At 68.3% G+C, this 16559-nt stretch carries 12 protein-coding genes; 5 read left to right on the forward strand and 7 right to left on the reverse strand.

The window, feature by feature from the left end; all coding sequences use genetic code 11:
• The first annotated feature begins 87 nt into the window (after positions 1-87).
• From OG607_RS02410 to OG607_RS02425, 4 genes are read left to right on the forward strand one after another with little or no spacing between them, the layout of a single operon-like run.
• Positions 88-1398: an ABC transporter substrate-binding protein gene (locus OG607_RS02410; protein ID WP_405718078.1), complete on the forward strand. Its 1311-nt coding sequence runs from the start codon at positions 88-90 to the stop codon at positions 1396-1398.
• A gap of 36 nt (positions 1399-1434) precedes the next feature.
• Positions 1435-2415 carry a carbohydrate ABC transporter permease gene (locus OG607_RS02415; protein ID WP_405718081.1) on the forward strand — a complete coding sequence of 327 codons (981 nt, stop codon included), beginning with the start codon at positions 1435-1437 and terminating at the stop codon, positions 2413-2415.
• Positions 2412-3299 (forward strand): carbohydrate ABC transporter permease, encoded by an 888-nt coding sequence (locus tag OG607_RS02420; RefSeq protein ID WP_405718084.1) that lies wholly within the window; start codon positions 2412-2414, stop codon positions 3297-3299. The genes OG607_RS02415 and OG607_RS02420 overlap by 4 nt, the downstream gene beginning before the upstream one ends.
• Before the next feature lie 44 nt (positions 3300-3343).
• The gene (locus tag OG607_RS02425) at positions 3344-5371 is read left to right on the forward strand and encodes a beta-galactosidase (RefSeq protein ID WP_405718086.1); all 2028 of its coding nucleotides are present in this window, start codon (positions 3344-3346) and stop codon (positions 5369-5371) included.
• A gap of 309 nt (positions 5372-5680) precedes the next feature.
• Here the strand turns inward: OG607_RS02425 and OG607_RS02430 are convergent, their stop codons facing one another.
• From OG607_RS02430 to OG607_RS02460, 7 genes are all read right to left on the reverse strand, one after another.
• Positions 5681-6649, reverse strand: a complete 969-nt coding sequence (locus OG607_RS02430) for a helix-turn-helix domain-containing protein (RefSeq protein WP_405718088.1) — start codon at positions 6647-6649, stop codon at positions 5681-5683.
• Positions 6650-6699: 50 nt separating this feature from the next.
• Complete coding sequence (locus tag OG607_RS02435; protein WP_405718090.1) at positions 6700-7419, reverse strand: SDR family NAD(P)-dependent oxidoreductase; 720 nt, start codon at positions 7417-7419, stop codon at positions 6700-6702.
• On the reverse strand, positions 7416-8453 hold the full coding sequence (locus OG607_RS02440) for a 2,3-butanediol dehydrogenase (RefSeq protein WP_405718092.1): 1038 nt from the start codon (positions 8451-8453) through the stop codon (positions 7416-7418). Before OG607_RS02440 ends, OG607_RS02435 begins: the two co-directional genes overlap by 4 nt.
• Before the next feature lie 127 nt (positions 8454-8580).
• Complete coding sequence (locus OG607_RS02445; RefSeq protein ID WP_405718095.1) at positions 8581-9114, reverse strand: 2,4'-dihydroxyacetophenone dioxygenase family protein; 534 nt, start codon at positions 9112-9114, stop codon at positions 8581-8583.
• 173 nt (positions 9115-9287) lie between these two features.
• The gene (locus OG607_RS02450; RefSeq protein WP_405736497.1) at positions 9288-10334 is read right to left on the reverse strand and encodes a LacI family DNA-binding transcriptional regulator; all 1047 of its coding nucleotides are present in this window, start codon (positions 10332-10334) and stop codon (positions 9288-9290) included.
• A 336-nt stretch (positions 10335-10670) separates the two neighbouring features.
• The gene (locus OG607_RS02455) at positions 10671-12446 is read right to left on the reverse strand and encodes a cellulase family glycosylhydrolase (protein ID WP_405718098.1); all 1776 of its coding nucleotides are present in this window, start codon (positions 12444-12446) and stop codon (positions 10671-10673) included.
• Positions 12447-12542: 96 nt separating this feature from the next.
• A complete protein-coding gene (locus tag OG607_RS02460) occupies positions 12543-14096 on the reverse strand; it encodes a glycoside hydrolase family 43 protein (protein ID WP_405718100.1) in 1554 nt (517 codons plus the stop codon).
• Between the two features lie 757 nt (positions 14097-14853).
• On the opposite strand from OG607_RS02460, the gene OG607_RS02465 reads away from it, so the two are divergent.
• On the forward strand, positions 14854-16536 hold the full coding sequence (locus tag OG607_RS02465; RefSeq protein WP_405718102.1) for a Tat pathway signal sequence domain protein: 1683 nt from the start codon (positions 14854-14856) through the stop codon (positions 16534-16536).
• Positions 16537-16559: the final 23 nt, after the last annotated feature.

Here is a 16559-nt window from a genome sequence, read left to right on the forward strand (position 1 = left end):
CTGGTCGCATCATCGACCACTTCCCGTCATGCCCCCATTGAGCCGACGCGCCATGCCCCGGGTTGTGGCAGCCCCTCAGGAGCCGAAATGCACCATTCATCCCTCAGTCAGCCCTTGCCTGGTACCAGCCGCCGCGCCGTGCTGCGCGGACTCGGCGGAGCCGCGGTACTGGGCGCCGGCATCCCCCTGCTGAGTGCCTGCGCCGGCAGTTCCGCCTCGTCGGACGCCAAGACCGTCACCGTGGGCTCCAACGCGTCCGACGCCGTCCCGAAGAAGGCGTACGCCGACGTCTACGCGGCCTTCACGAAGCAGTCCGGGATCGCGGTCGACATCAACACCAAGGACCACGGCACGTTCCAGGAGCAGATCAACTCCTACCTGCAAGGCACGCCGGATGACGTGTTCCAGTGGTTCGCCGGCTACCGGATGCAGTTCTTCGCGGCCAAGGGGCTGGCCACCCCGATCGACGACGTCTGGAAGACGATCGGCGGCAACTTCCCCAGTGCCATGCACGACCTGAGCAAGGGTCAGGACGGCAAGTACTACATGGTGCCGCTGACCACGTCCCCGTGGGCAATCTTCTACCGCAAGAGCGTCTTCCAGCAGCACGGCTACGAGGTCCCCACCACCTGGGACGCGTACATCGCCCTGTGCAAGAAGATGAAGAAGGACGGCCTCGTCCCGATCGCGTTCGGCGACAAGGACGCCTGGCCGGCGATGGGCTCCTTCGACCAGATCAACTTCCGCCTCAACGGCTACGACTTCCACGTCGAGCTGATGGCGGGCAAGGCTTCGTGGACCGACACCAAGGTCCGCAAGGTCTTCGACACCTGGGCCGAGACCCTCCCCTACCACCAGGAGGGCGCGGTCGGCCGTACCTGGCAGGACGCCGCCCAGACGCTGGTGGCCAAGAAGGCCGGCATGTACATGCTCGGCATGTTCGTGGCCCAGCAGTTCACCAACAAGGCAGACCTGGACGACCTCGACTTCTTCGCCTTCCCGGAGATCGACCCGGCGTACGGGCAGGACACCGTGGAAGCGCCGACCGACGGCATCATGCTCAGCAAGAACCCCAAGAACCACGCCGGCTCCGTCAAACTGCTCGAATTCCTGGGCACGCCCCAGGCCGAGGAGACCTACCTGAAGGCCGACCCGAGCCTTATCGCCGCCTCCACGAAGGCCGACACCTCCAGCTACAGCACCCTTCAGAAGAAGGGCTACGAGATGATCAGCGGCGCGAAGCATCTCACGCAGTTCATGGACCGTGACAGCCGGCCGGACTTCACCTCCACGGTGATGCAGCCCGCGCTGCAGAGCTTCATCCGCGACCCCAAGGGGATCGACAGCCTGCTGTCCTCGATCGAGCGCCAGAAGAAGACGATCTTCGCGTCCGGCTGAGACCGACCCCTTCTGAAGCGGATGAGCACCGACACCATGAGCTCCGAAACGACCACGAAGACCCCGGAGACGGCCGCGGCGCCGCCTCCGGGCGCCGCGACGCCGAAGAAGCGGGTTCCGCAGGGTCACCGGCGGCTGCTGACCCGCCGCGACCGGCTCACGCTCGGCCTGATGGCCGGCTTGCCGACGATCCTGCACGTGGCCCTCGTCTGGGTCACCGCCCTCGCCTCCATCGCCCTGTCCTTCACCACCTGGGACGGCATCGGCTTCGGCTCCATCAAGTGGGTGGGGCTGGACAACTTCCGTGAGCTGTTCACCAACAATCCGCAGTTCTGGCCCGCCGTCGAACACAACGTCATCTGGTTCGTCGTGCTCATCGTGATCCCGACCCCGTTCGGGCTCTTCCTGGCGGTCCAGCTGGACAAGAAGATCCGCTTCAGCCGCGTCTACCAGACCGCCTTCTTCCTGCCGGTCGTGGTGTCGCTGGCGGTCACCGGCTTCGTCTGGCAGCTCGTCTACAACCCCGACACCGGCCTGATCAACAGCCTCATCGGGGCCAACAAGCCCGGCCACTACATCGACTGGATCGGCGACCCGCACCTCAACCTGTGGGCCGTCCTGGTCGCCGCCTGCTGGCGGCACACCGGCTACATGATGATCCTCTACCTGGCCGGCCTGAAGGGCGTCGACCCGTCCCTGCGCGAGGCCTCCTCGCTGGACGGCGCCAACGAGTGGCAGACGTTCAAGAACGTCATCTTCCCCACCCTGCGCCCCACGAACACCGTGGTGCTCGTCGTGACGATCATCGAGGCCCTGCGCGCCTTCGACCTCGTCTTCGTCTTCAACAAGGGCGCCCAGGGCACCGAGCTGCTGTCGATCCTGGTCACCACCAACATCATCGGCGAGTCCAGCCGCATCGGATACGGCTCGGCGATCGCCGTGGTCCTCCTGGTGATCTCCCTCGCCGTGATCATCCCGTACCTGATCTCGACCTTCCGGAAGGAGCGGAGCGCATGAGCACCACCACCGTGTCCCTGAAGCAGCGCACGCCCGTCCGCCCCGCCCGGATCCTGCTGCACACGTTCCTCGTCGTGACGGCCCTGGCCTGGCTGGCGCCCCTGCTGTGGGCGCTGTTCGCGGCCCTGCGCCCGTACTCCGAGACCAGCACCAAGGGCTACGTCTCCTGGCCCGACAAGCTCAGCTTCGACAACTTCACGAATGCGTTCGAGCAGTCGGACATGATGCACTACTTCGGGAACACGCTGCTCATCGCGGTCCCGGCGGTGCTCGTCACCCTGTTCCTCTCCTCCTGCGTGGCGTTCTACGTCAGCCGCTTCGACTTCCGGATCAACCTCTTCCTGCTCCTGGTCTTCACCGCGGGCAACCTCCTCCCGCAGCAGGTGATCATCACCCCGCTGTACCGCATGTACCTGCTCATCGACCTGCCCGGCATCACGATGAGCGGCAAGCTGTACGACTCCGCGCTCGGCCTGGTCCTCATCCACGTGGCGTTCCAGTCCGGCTTCTGCGCCTTCGTGCTGAGCAACTACATGCGCTCCCTGCCGCACGAGCTGACCGAGGCGGCCCTCGTCGACGGGTCCTCCGTCTGGCGCCTGTACTGGCAGATCGTGCTGCCCCTGTGCAAGCCCGCGATGGCCGCCCTGGCCACCCTCCTCTCCATCTGGATCTACAACGACTTCTTCTGGGCCGTCGTCCTGATCTCCACCGGCGAGAACATGCCGATCACCTCCGCCCTGAACAACCTCTCCGGCCAGTACTTCACCGACCCCAACCTCGTCGCCGCCGGCGCCCTGCTCACCGCCATCCCCACCCTGATCATGTACTTCACCCTCCAGCGCCAGTTCATCAGCGGACTGACCCTGGGCGCCAACAAGGGCTGACACCCCCTCAAGCCACCTGTCTCTGCTATCTCGGAGCACCACCAGTGAGCACTGAACGCCGCCTTCGCCTGCCCGGCATCGCCTACGGCGGTGACTACAACCCCGAGCAGTGGCCCGATGAGGTCTGGGCCGAGGACATGCGCCTGATGCGCGAGGCCGGGGTGACCATGGTCAGCGTCGGCATCTTCTCCTGGGCACTGCTCGAACCGTCCGAGGGCGTCTACGACTTCTCCCGCATGGACCGGATCCTGGAGCTCCTCCACGAGAACGGTATCGGCGCAGACCTGGCCACGCCGACCGCCGCCCCGCCCGCCTGGTTCTTCCAGGCGCACCCGGAAGCGCTGCCGGTCGACCGGGACGGCCGCGGACTGTCGTACGGCAGCCGCCAGACCTTCTGCCCGTCCAGCCCCGCCTACCGCCGAGCGGCACTGCGTATCACGCAAGCCCTCGCCGAGCGGTACGCAGCCCACCCGGCCGTCGTGATGTGGCACGTCCACAACGAGTACGGCTGCCACAACCCGGCCTGCTACTGCGACACCAGCGCCGCCGCCTTCCGCCGGTGGCTGCGCGCCCGCTACAGCGACGACCTCGACGCCCTCAACCACGCCTGGGGCACCACCTTCTGGAGCCAGTGGTACTACGCCTGGGACGAAATCCTGCCGCCCCGCGCCACCGCGGCTCCTCCGAATCCCACCCAACAACTCGACTGGCGCCGCTTCTGCTCCGACGAACTCCTCTCCCTGTGCACCGCCGAACGCGAGGTACTGCTCCAGGCAGCCCCGGACATCCCCGCGACCACCAACCTCATGGTCCTGCGCACCTTCGACGCCCTCGACTACTGGCGCTGGGCACCGGAGTTGGACATCCTCTCCAACGACCATTACCTGATGTCCGACGACCCGGAGGCGGAACTCGACATCGCCCTCAGCGGCGACCTGATGCGCTCCCTCGCGGGCGGCCCGTGGTTTCTGATGGAGCACTCGACCGGCGCCGTCAACTGGCAGCAGGTCAACCGCGCCAAGGCCCCGGGAGAAATGCGGCGCAACGCCCTTGCGCACGTGGCGCACGGCGCCGACGGCATCGCGTTCTTCCAATGGCGGGCGGCGAAGGCCGGCGCCGAGCAGTGGCACTCGGCGATGCTGCCGCACGCCGGCACCGACAGCCGGATCTGGCAGGACGTCGTCCAACTGGGCAAGGACCTCAAGGCGCTGACCGAGGTACGCGACTCCACCGTCGCGGCACCGGTCGCGATCGTGTGGGACTGGGACGCCCGGTGGGCACTTGAAATGCCCTCCCAGCCCAGCGGCGAACTGCGCTACCAGGACCTGGTGCGCGACTGGTACACACCCCTGTGGCGAGCAGGCGTCGCCGTCGACTTCGTACGACCCGAGGACCCCGGGCTCGACCGCTACAAGCTCGTCCTCGCCCCGTCGCTGTACCTGGTGACGGACGCGGCCGCGGACAACCTCACCGCCTTCACCGCAGGCGGGGGCACACTGGCCGTCGGCTTCCACAGCGGCATGGTCGACGAGAACGGCCACGTACGCCTGGGCGGCTACCCCGGCGCGTTCCGCGAGATCCTGGGGGTGGTCACCGACGAGCTCTTCCCCTTGCTGCCGGGACAGACGACGGGGCTGGCCGGTGACGTACCCCCGGGTGCCACAGCAGACCTGTGGTCGGAACGGGTCCGGCTCGCCGGCGCGCTGGAAGTCGTCTCCTACGCCGACGGCCCGCTGACCGGCCTGCCTGCCGTCACTCGCCACGCATACGGCAGCGGCACCGCCTGGTATCTGGCGACCCACCCCGACCAAGCCACCCTGGCCACCCTGCTCCACCGCATCCTCGAGGAAGCCAGCGTCGCTCCCGAACACCAGGTGCCGGCCGGAGTCGAGGTCGTCCGGCGCCGCGGCGCGGAGGCCGACTTCCTGTTCCTCATCGACCACACCGGAAAGGGAGCCGAGGCCCCCGCCGCGGGGTTGGAGCTCCTCACCTGCACCCCGGTCACCGGGACCGTCCTCGTCCCTCCTGGAGGCGTCGCCGTCATCCGGGAACCGCACCGCAGCACGTCCTGACGCCGGGCAGGAAACCGCTGTCAGGATCCGGCCGACAATGCCCGCGGGGTACCGGTCCGCGGTACCGCACCGGTACCCCGGACCGGTCACCTCCGTCCGGCCGGATCAGCGCAGCTGCGCGGTCAAGCCGTACCGGCCAGGAAGAAGACCTTCACCGGCAGGCTGCCGGCCCAGACTCCGGAGGTCTTCGCCAAGCTGCAGCGGACCCGTGCCGTGCTCGCCCTCGGCAATGGCGACTTCGCATATACGTGCGACATCGCCTCCATGCAGTCGTCCCCGGCCATCACGACCTTCGTCCAGGTGCGTTAGCTACTTCGTCGCCTCCGCGCGGGCCTCGCTCGGGGTACGGCCGAACCTGGAGCGGAACAGACGGGCGAAGTGGGCCTGGCTGGAGAACCCCCACCGGTGCGCGACGTCGGCGATCCTGGTCTCCCGTGCCCCGGGCCCGGTGAGTTCCTGATGCGCCCTGACCAGGCGCCGTTCCACGATGTGCCGCGCCGGAGACGTGCCCGTCGATTCGAAGATCCGTCCCAGGTGCCGTACCGAGATTCCCATGACGCCGGCCACCTGCGCGGCTCCGAGACAGGGGTCGTGCAGGTGCCGGCCGATGTAGTTTTCGGCCACGATGAGCTGCGACCGGTAGGCGTCGGGCCCCGGCCTCCCTCCCGTACGCTCCTCGGCGAGTTGCCTGAGCAGGTCGAGCACGACCCCCTCGGCGTCGGCGGGATCGTGCGGCCCGCCACGCAACGCGGCCAACCCACCGAGCAGGGAACTCAGCGCGGCCACGAGCGCACCCTCCCGTACCGTGCCCCGCCCGAACAGCAACGGCCCGGGCAACCCTGCTCCCACGCACGCCTGCGCGAACATGCCACGCGGCACGTCCACGAGAATCTGCCGCATCGAGGAGGAGAACCCGAACAGATACGGCCTTCGCGTGTCGTAGACGAACAGCTCGCCGGCCGTGGCCGCGAGGCAGCCGTTCTCGTGCAGGAACACCGCATCTCCCTTGAGCAGCAGGGTCGCGAACACCGAGTCCTTGGGCGCCGACCTGACCGTCTGCGGGCTGCGCTCAATGACGTGGGCGTTGCCGGCGATCTCGGCGAGGCGCAGCCCGCCCAGCTCGATGTTGGTCTGCCTGGCCAGCAGACCCTGCTCGGAATAGGAGGTGCAGGACAGGCCCACCAGCGCCTTGCGGTTGTAGTCCTCCCAGTAGTGGATGCGCTCGGCGGGTTCGATGTGCTCGGTGCTGGCCCGGGAGATCACGGAGGGGGCGGACACGCGACCTCCTCATATTCATGCGGTCGGAGTGCCTGAGCTTAGGCGATGTGTCACACGGCCAGGTAGCCTCCGTCCACAGGGACGACCGCGCCGGTGACGTACGAGGCCGCCGCCGAACACAGGAATGCCACCACCGAGGCGACCTCGTGCGGCTGCCCGAGGCGCCCGGCCGGGATGCGGGCCAGCACCCGGGCCGTGGCCTCCGGGTCGTCGAGCACCCCCCGGGCCAGCGGGGTGACCACGAAGCCGGGCGCGACAGCGTTGACCCTGATGCCGTCGGCGGCGTACTCGGCGGCCAGCGACTTCGTGAGCTGGGACACACCGCCCTTGCTCGCGCTGTAGGCGGGCCGGTCCCTGCTGCCGAAGAAAGCGAACATGGACGAGACGTTCACGATGGTGCCGCCGTTCTCGGCCAGGGCCGGGCGGGCGGCCTGGCAGGCGGCCATGGTGGCGGTGAGGTTGATCTCGATGACCCGCTGCCAGCGGGCGAGGTCGTACTCCTCGCGGTCGTGGCTGACGCCCGCGCAGTTCACCAGGGCGTCCAGCGGCTGGTCCGTGGACAGCAGGCCGGTCAGCCCGGCGCGATCCAGCACGTCGTGCTCCACGACGCGGACGCCGGGGTGGTCGGGCAGTTCGGCGGGGTCGGCGGGTGGCAGGCCGAGCGCGGTCACGTCGGCGCCCAGCTCGGCGAAGAGGACGGCCGTGGCCGCGCCGATTCCCGAGGTGCCACCGGTCACGAACGCCCGCCGCCCCGCGAACTCGCCGCTCACGGACGCTGCTCCCTTGGTCGTACCAGCACTTTGACCTGCTCCTCTCCGCGCAGCAGCGCCTCGAATCCGTCACGTACGACGTGCTCCAGAGCAATGGTGGAAGTGACGATCCCCGCCAGGTCCACGCCCTCCTCGGCCACCATGCGGATCAGCTCGGGATAGGCGTCGCGATATCCCACGCTGGTCATGATCGTCTGCTCGTTGTTCACCAGTGCGAAGGCGTCCAGGCGGACCGTGCCGGTCAGGCCGAGGAACATCACCCGCCCGCCCCGCCGGGTGGCGGCCAGGCAGGCACGCAAAGTGTCCTCCGAGCCGACCGCCTCGAACACGACATCCGCTCCCTCTCCGCCCACCACGTCGGCGAGGTCCGCGCCGGTCTCGGCGGCTCCCAGGCGCAGCGCCAGCTCGCGGCGGGCCGCAGACCGGTCGGCCGCGACGATGTGCCCGGCGCCGTACAGGGCCGCGAGCTGGGTCACGAGCAGCCCGATCGGGCCCAGGCCGAGGACGGCGACGGTCTCGCCGCGGCGGATCCCGGCCCGCCGCACCGCGTGCAGGGCGACGGCGGCCGGCTCGAGCACCGCCGCCTGCTCCAGGGAGACCTGCTCGGGCAGCCTGTGCAGCATGTACGCGGGCACGGTGGCGCGCTCGGCCAGCCCGCCGTGCCCCATGAGCCCGGCGAACCCGAAATGCCGGCAGATGTTGTACTCCCCCGCGAGGCACCGGGGGCAACCACCGCACCGGTAGTGCGGCTCCACCGCCACCCGGTCCCCCGGGGCGACACCGGTGACACCGCCGCCCACCTCGGTGACGATGCCGCAGAACTCGTGCCCCAGGACGATCGGAGCGGCCACGCCGGACAACGGGTGCGGGTCGCCCACGGGAACGGCGTGCGGCCCGTCGGCGTACTCGTGCAGGTCGCTGCCGCAGATCCCGCAGTAGGCGACCTCGATCGTCACCTCGCCGGGGCCGGGCGGTGTCACCGGCACGTCCTCGACGCGGACGTCCAGGGCCCCGTACCAGACGGCCGCCCTCATGCGACGTGCCCGGAGGCCAGGAAGAGGGGGACGAGGGGACCGATCTCGTACCGGTTGGCCGTGCGGGTGTCCGGCGCGACGGTGGTGTCAGGCATGGCGATCTCGATCGGTCGGGGTGCGCCGCGACTCAGCGGAACAGGGAGTTGACGTAGTCGGCGCCGATCCCGACGCTCTCGTAGTGCTCGCGGCACATCTTGATGTAGTCGTGCACGTCGAAGAAGCCATCGGGCTCGCCGTTCTCGTCCAGCCAGATGAGCGGGCCCTTGACGATGAAGAACGCCTTCATCGGCTCGGCGCTGTCGTAGGCGACCAGCGTGTGCCCCTCGCCCGGGGCCTCGTAGACGAAGTCGCCCGCGGTCGCCGTCCAGGGCCGCTCCAGGTAGCCCCACTTGCCGGAGATCGTGTACGCGAACACCTCGTGCGGGTGGTAGTGCCGGTTGACCAGCCCCGCCTCCTTGGCTCGCAGAATGTCGGCCCAGGTGTTGTCCTTGACGTTGATCCACAGCGGGCGCGAGCTGACGGTCTCGGTGAACGGCACGTAGTAGCGGTCGTCGTCCGTGGCCACCTTGGACAGGTAGACCTCGGGGAGGGCGTCGGGACGGAAGGAGTTCTCGATCGGCCTGAGGTCCTTCCAGAACTCTCCGATGGGCATGTCGGGCATGTGAACGGCCTCTTTCGTCGCGGACTTCCCGGAGTGAATCCCGGAGGGACCGCTGACGTCTTTCCCGTGGCAGACCTCATCGTTTGCAGATTCCGGACATCCGCGCCGGCACACGCCGGATGACACCGCGTCGGCCGGGCTGGGGGATGGCGCTCGGGGCTTCAGTACCCGGCTCAGACCTGCTTCTGCTTCTTCGCGGGTGCGGCGGTGCTGCTGCGCACGGTGAGCGTCGTGGCGATTTCCACACCGATCTGCGCGGGCCTCTCGCCGCGGCCGAGTGTGAGGGCGAGCTCGGTTGCTGCCGCCGCCATTTCCGTCAGCGGCTGGTGAACCGTCGTCAGCGGCGGGTCCACCCATGCCACGACCGGCAGGTCGTCGAAACCCACAACGCTGAGGTCGTCGGGAATCGTTAGTCCCAGTTCGCGGGCGGCCTGGTAGACGCCGAGTGCTTGCAGGTCGTTCGAGGCGAAGATGGCGGTGGGCCGGTCGCTCCGCGTGAGCAGCTCGCGCGCGGCCTCGCTGCCGCCTTCCCTGGTGAGGGATGCGGTGACCACCACGCCGGCATCGGCGGGCAGGCCTGCTGCCTCCAGGGCGGATGTGTAGCCGGCCTGCCGTGCACGGAAGCAGGAGACGTCCCGGGGGCCGCCGATCATCGCGATGCGGCGGTGTCCGAGGTCGATCAGGTGTCGTGTTGCCGACTGGCCACCGCGCCAGTTGGTGGCGCCGACGAAGGGCACGTCGTCGGGGGGCTCCTCCGTCGGGTCGAAGACGACGAAGGGGATGCCCTTGGCTCTGAGTTGCTCGCGCTCCTCATCGGACAGCTGGGCTACGGACAGCACGCAGTGCGGCCGGCGGCCCACCATGTCGTCCACGGTCCGGCTGGGCGCGTTGTGGAGCCCGAACTCCGAGACCATCACGCCTACCCGGTTCTTGCTGGCCACTCGCTCGACGCCACGGATGATCTCGACCGCCCACAGGCTCTTCAGTTCGCGGAATACCAGCTCCACGGTGTTGTTCCGGCTGCCCGGCGGCTTCTTGTAGCCGTAGCGGTTGATCATTTCCTCGACGCGGGCGCGGGTGTCGCTGGAGACGCCGGATCTGCCGTTGAGCACCTTTGAGACGGTGGGGACCGAAACTCCGGCCGTCTCGGCGATGTATGCGATGGTGACCGGCCCCCGCCGTTCGTCGGAGGCGACGCCCTGCGCATGCTCTGTCGACACGTCCGACCCGTCCGACCCGTCCGACCCGTTGTCCGTCACGGTCGCCTTCCCTCGTTGCCGCCGAACGATCGCATCCGGATTCACGGAGGGGATGCCCAGCGTTTTATGGTGTCGTTGTTGCCAGGTTCATTGTGGCACTTCAGGCCGGCAGAGTGACGGTCGCATGTGTTTCTCATTTTTGATATGAAGCGTTTGTGTTTCGCAGACAGCGGGGGCCACGGCCGCGAGTCTGGCGAATTCCTTCGCAGAGGCCGGGAGCCGACAGCGGCCGGCCCGGGCACGGGGCGGCGCCACCGTTCCCGGGCCGGCATGGTTCCTCGGGGTCAGGACCACAGGTCAGGTACTGGATCCCGTCACCGTGGTGCCGGAGCGGGTGACCTGGTAGGTCACGGTGGTGCCGCTCCAGAAGTGGAAGGTGAGGGTGACCGGCGCGCCGTCGGTGAGGCTACCGAGGAAGTCCGAGGTGAGGTCGATCGCCCCGCCGGGGTAGTCCGGGGAGAACGTCGTATTGAACTGCTGGTAGGAGGTCCAGGTGGCGGTGCCGGCATTGGACCCGTCTGCGTACTTCGCCTCCATGGTGGCCAGTTGGTCGCCCCGGAAGTCCGTGGGGATGACCAGGCCGCTGCTCGTGCCCGACGCGTTCGAGAGCACAGGGGTGTCGTACGTGCGGACGTAGACAGGCCAGGGCAGGCCGCTGGAGAAACGGAACTGAACGGTCGAGTCCAGGCCGTAGGCGCGATTCCCGGCGAGGCGGGTGAGAGCAGCGGCGGTGAGAGTGACCTGGTCGCCGGAGACGGTGTAGTCGGGGCCCTGGGTGAGCTTCGCCTGACCTTGCCATACACCGCGGAAGGAGGTTCCGTTCAGGTTCAGCGTGAGCGTCTGCGCGCCGATGGTGCCTGACGAGGGCAGGTACACGGTGTCGCTGGAGGCGGTCCCGGCACGCGTGGTCCAGCTGGACTTGATGCGGTTGATCAGCTCGGGGTCACGCCACTGCATTGTCTCCCTGTTGAGATAGTTGAAGGCGTCCCACAGCGCGGTGGTGACCCCGTTGACGCGCGCCTCGTAGCCCAGCTGTTCGAAGTACTTGAACGACTCGCCACGCTCGATCACGGCCGGGTGGTTGAAGTCGGGGTAGTTGAGGAGACCGAACTCGCCCAGGTACACCGGGATGCCGTTGGCGACGAAGGTGTCGTGCATCAGCGTGAAGGCCTGCGTCATGTCCCGCTGAGAGGTCGCGTCGTACCGGGTGTAACCAGCGATGTTGACGCTGAAGGGCCAGTAGCCGTAGTAGTGCACGGTTGCGACGAGGTTGTCGTCGTTGAGCGCGGCCATCTCGGTGGAGAGGTCCTCCATCAGCGCCTGGCTGGGCGTACTGCCCAGTGTGGGCAGGAGCAGCAGCCGGTTGGTGTTCGGGCCGCCGGAGGCGCGGACGATGTGCACGAACGAGGTGTTGAGTTCGTCCAGCAGCTGTGTCTTCCGGGCGTCGGTGGCGTTGTTGAACTGCGGCTCGTTGACGCTCTCGAACAGCAGGTGGCGCGGCTCGTCCTTGAAGGCGGTGGCGATCTGGGTCCAGGTGGCGTCGAACCGGGCCTGCACCCCGTCGGGGTCGGAGGGCATGTCGGCGATCCACTGCCACGAGTCGTGGTGGACGTTGAGGTCCACATAGAGGCCGTCGGCGATGGCCCAGTCGACCACCTGCTTGACACGGTTCGTGAAGGCGGGGTCGATGGTGTAGGGCGCCGTCGACGACTGGTGACTGCTCCAGGTGACGGGGATCCGGACGCTGTGGAAGCCCTGGGCCTTGATGGTGTCGAACAAGGCCTTGGTGACCAGCGGGTTGCCCCAGGACGTCTCGTCCGGGATGGCGTCCAGGGTGTTGCCGAGGTTCCAGCTGGGCTGCATGGCCGCGACGACGGCCATACGGTCGGAGGCTGCGGCATGGCCCGCGGATGCTGGCGCGGTCGACCGCGAGGCGGCGGAGGCGGCGCCGCCCCAGATGAGTTGGGTTGCCGCTGCGAGCGCGAGAAGCAGGCCGGCGGCACGGCGGAACGGTCTGGGGCTTCGGGCGTTGTTCTCATGTCCGTGCCGGGTGGTGCGTTGTCTCCAGTGCACGTGCGATCTCCTTTGTACGGCTGGGCGGGGGTCCGCGCCGCGGCACGCAGGCGGGCCGCGGGCGGTCGTCGGGGGTATGAGGATCGAGGCTCCTTGTCAGCGATGGCCGGGGGCGTAGTCGAACCAGCCGAAGTGCACGGCGCCGTCGGCGGCGTACAGGCCGACGACCCGGCCGGTGAAGCCTCCGGCGACTTCGGTCGAGAGGTAGCGGCCGTCCAGCGAGGCCACGTCCGTCGTTGTCCCGTCGGGTGCCTCGACGCCGAAGACCAAGGAGTCGGGGCCATTACGCGAGTCGTGGGGCCCAGGGGCCTCTGCGGTGCGCACGGTGAGCACAACGGAGTCTGTGGGCAGCGGTAGTTCCGCTACCACGGAGCGCAGTGACCCGACGCGGGCGATCACCCGGACTGTGCCCTCGGATGTGGCCTCGATGGCGTAGTGGTGCCGCTCGTCCAGGCGAACGGCCAGGCCGCCGGTGCCCTCGGAGCGGTCGGCCAGAGTCCGCGCCTGAAAGGTGAGGTGCTGCTGGCGGCGCCCGAGGAAGATGACGTCGGGCTCGTCCAGGGACGTCCCGCGGGCCCGCAGGGTCAGCCAGCCGGAGCGCTCCTTGGTGGTGCAGTGCTCGGCCGGACGGTCGTGCAGCGAGATCCAGGAGGGCTGCAGCTCGTTCGAGTCGAAGTCGTCGCGCTCGGCCGGTGCGACAGTCGGTACCAAAGGCCAGGGCATTTCAGGGAGTTCGGGGTTGACCTCACCGACGACGGGCCAGCCGTGGGCCCAGGAGACGGGAGCCAGGAAGGTCTCCCGGCCCAGGATGTGCCACCCGGGGGTGCCGCCCTGCGGGCGGACGCCCAGCAGCACCATCCACCAGGAGCCGTCCGTGGCCTGGACGAGATCGGCGTGGCCGGTGTTCTGGATGGGCCGGTTGGTACTGCGGTGGGTCAGGATCGGGTTGGACGGGCAGGGCTCGAAGGGGCCGTTGGGGGAGGTTCCGCGAGCGATGGAGACACCGTGGCCGCGCTCGGTGCCGCCTTCAGCGATCATCAGGTACCAGTAGTCACCGATCCGGTACAGGTGCGGGGCCTCGGGCGCGGCGGCACCCGGGGTTCCGGACCACACCGGCTGCGGCTCGCCGAAGGTCTCACCCGTGCCCGGGTCGATGCGGACCTGGGCAACTCCGGCGATGGTGCACCAGCAGTTGCCTTCCTCGTCCCAGGCCAGGTCAGGGTCGATGCCGGGGACGCCGGGGAGGCGGACCGGGTCGGACCAGGGGCCGGCGGGGTCGGTCGCGCTGACCACCAGGTTGCCCTCACCGGGAGTGACATTGGTGACGATCAGCCAGAACCGGCCGTCGTGATGGCGCAGGGTGGGCGCGTAGAGGCCGCCGGAGGAGGGGGTTTCCCGGGGCAGGCGGAGCTGGCCGGGCCGGTCCAGGGCATGGCCGATCTGTTCCCAGTGCACCAGGTCCCGGCTGTGGAAGAGGGGGATGCCAGGGAAGTACTCGAAGCTGGAACAGGCGAGGTAGTAGTCCTCGCCGACACGGCAGATGCTGGGGTCCGGGTGGAATCCCGGGATCACCGGATTGGCGGCGAGCGGCGTTGCGTACTCGTCGGACACCTGGTCAGGTCCCTTCGGCAGAATGGATCTCTTGGGCATTAGGGCCTGTCCGGCGGATCTTGGTCGGACAGGCCCTGGGGGCAGGGCAGCACGCTCGTGTGCCTGGTGACTTGGCGGAACGTTCACGACGGCTCAGGGGGGTGAAGGTCAGCGTGCTCAGCCGCTGTCCGCCGCCGCAGGGCCGCCAACCTGTACTTCCCCGCGTGGAGTTCGATCCGGGCGGCGGACCCCCTGGATGAGGGCGTCCTCGGAGTAGCCCTCCTCGTCGCGCCCCCGGCGCGGGTCGCGCAGCAGGTTCACCATGCGGCCGGTACCGACGGCCGGGGGGGCGGTGGTAGTCGATGGCGCGCTGCTCGACGGAGGCCGCCTCGGCGACCTCGCGGACCAGGTCCTCGACGCGTTCGGCCGGCGGCAGCGGTACTCACAGGTGAAAGTCCCTTGCAGAGTGCGGCGACAGGGGTGGACGGCGCTGTACGGCCGGGGCCGAAGCACCTCGGAGCCGTGGTGAAACGATTCGAAGCTGACATGCGGCCACCGCAGTGTCAAGAGAAAGTTTCCAAGAAACTTCACTTGAAAATCGCGCTTGGCTTTTCTCTCCACGCCCCTTGCGTGGCGTCGCAGGCCGCGCCTAACCTCTCGGCAGCATCGAAGCGCTTCGATAGGCGGCAACGATCCGCGCCGTGTTTGACGTCATCGAAGCCGCTCACGCCTTCTGCGTAGAAGCCAGGCAGCTGCTGCGCAGCCCCTCCCCGCATGACGCTCGTCACGGAACCTCAAAGGCGAAGGGCCGCCCACCATGAGCATCGCAATGAACCGCAGAGCCTTTGTGAACGGCGCCGTCGCCGTCGCCGGGGCCGCCGCCGTGTCCCCCTTGCTGGCCGCCTGCGGAAGCGGCTCCTCCAGCACGAAGGGTGGGACGAACACCAAGTCGGGGCTTGCCGCCGCGCTACCCGACTACCAGGCCAGCACGTCGTTGAAGCCGGACATTCCCTCGGTCGCCGGAGCCGCGGGAGCCTTCACCGACCCGGGATTCCTGTCCTATCCGGCCAACCCCGTGAGCACGGTCCAGGGGACGCCCGGCAAGGGCGGCAGCTACACCGCGGTGACGCCGCTGTGGGGGACCATGCCCTCGCCGAACAACTCCTACTACCAGGCGATGAACAAGGCCCTCGGCGTCCACCTGACCATGAAGCCGGCCAATGGCAACGACTACGCGACCATCGTCCCGACGATGACCGCGTCGAAGAAGCTGCCGGACTGGATCCAGCTGCCGTCCTGGTGGAACGCCGGCTTCAATGTCGGTGCGCTGGCGGGCACCCAGCTGGCGGACCTCACCCCGTACCTGTCCGGCGGCAAGATCAAGAAGTACCCGAATCTGGCCGCGATGCCCACCGGCGCCTGGCAGGCCGGCGCGTGGGAGGACAAGATCTACGGCATCCCCTCCTTCGCCACCGGCATGGCCTTGGCCGGGGCCGTCTTCTTCCGTGCGGACGTGCTGGGTGCGAAGGGCATCACCGCGGACCAGATCACGTCCGCCGACGACCTGTGGAACCTGGGCAAGGAGCTCACCGACGCCAAACGCGGCGTGTGGGCCTTCGACGACGTGTGGACCTATCTGTACCCGGCATGGGGCCTTCCCGCCAAGTTCACCGTCGAAAAGGGGAAGCTCATACACAAGTACGAGATGCCCGAGTTCCTCGAGGCCCTGGACTGGCACTACCGGCTCGCCAAGGCCGGCTACGTGCACCCGGATTCCCTGGCGGGCGACACCAACAACGGCACCGCCCGGTTCTATGCCGGAAAGGCCTTGATCGAGGGCGGCGGCACCGGAGCCTGGAACCTGTCGGACTACCAGTCCGGCGTCGCCGCGAACAAGAACTACCGCCGTGGAGCCTTCAACGTCATCTCCGCCGATGGCAGGTCCAGGCCCCAGACCTTCCTCAGCCCCTCCACCAGCATCATCAGCTACCTCAACGCCAAGCTCAAGGGCGACCAGATCGAGGAGCTGCTGTCCGTCGCCAACTACCTCGCCGCGCCCTACGGTTCCACCGAGTACACGCAGGTCGTCTACGGCGTCGAGGGCACCCACCACACAATGGTGAACGGCGTCCCCACCTACACCGACGAGGGAAAGAAGACCGCGCAGCAGCAGACGTACCCTTTCCTGGCCTCCGCTCCGCAGGTCGTCAGCAACCCCGGCGCCGACCTTGTGACGAAGGACTACACCGGCTGGCAGGCCCGGACCGCGAAGTCCGTCTACAAGCCGGTGTTCTGGAACATGAACATCACCGTGCCCAAGCGCTATGCCACCGCCGACGCCGCGCAGGCCGTCGAGGACGCCATCAAGGACTGCTGCCACGGCATCAAGAATGTCTCCGATGTCCAGTCCGCCATCTCCTCCTGGAAGTCCAGCGGCGGGGAACAGGTGATCAATTGGTACCGGACCGCGGTACTGGAAAAGTACGGCACCGGCCAGTAGCTGACGACCAGCGTGCAGCGGGC

The sequence above is a fragment of the Streptomyces sp. NBC_01537 genome (assembly GCF_045040445.1).
GTDB lineage: Bacteria > Actinomycetota > Actinomycetes > Streptomycetales > Streptomycetaceae > Actinacidiphila.

Bases quoted from the DNA above. Each gene is read 5' to 3' on its own strand.
- OG607_RS02410 (WP_405718078.1), top strand. From the start codon at position 88: ATGCACCATTCATCCCTCAGTCAGCCCTTGCCTGGTACCAGCCGCCGC.
- OG607_RS02415 (WP_405718081.1), top strand. From the start codon at position 1,435: ATGAGCTCCGAAACGACCACGAAGACCCCGGAGACGGCCGCGGCGCCG.
- OG607_RS02420 (WP_405718084.1), top strand. From the start codon at position 2,412: ATGAGCACCACCACCGTGTCCCTGAAGCAGCGCACGCCCGTCCGCCCC.
- OG607_RS02440 (WP_405718092.1), bottom strand. From the start codon at position 8,453: ATGAGGGCGGCCGTCTGGTACGGGGCCCTGGACGTCCGCGTCGAGGAC.
- OG607_RS02445 (WP_405718095.1), bottom strand. From the start codon at position 9,114: ATGCCCGACATGCCCATCGGAGAGTTCTGGAAGGACCTCAGGCCGATC.
- OG607_RS02460 (WP_405718100.1), bottom strand. From the start codon at position 14,096: ATGCCCAAGAGATCCATTCTGCCGAAGGGACCTGACCAGGTGTCCGAC.
- OG607_RS02465 (WP_405718102.1), top strand. From the start codon at position 14,854: ATGAGCATCGCAATGAACCGCAGAGCCTTTGTGAACGGCGCCGTCGCC.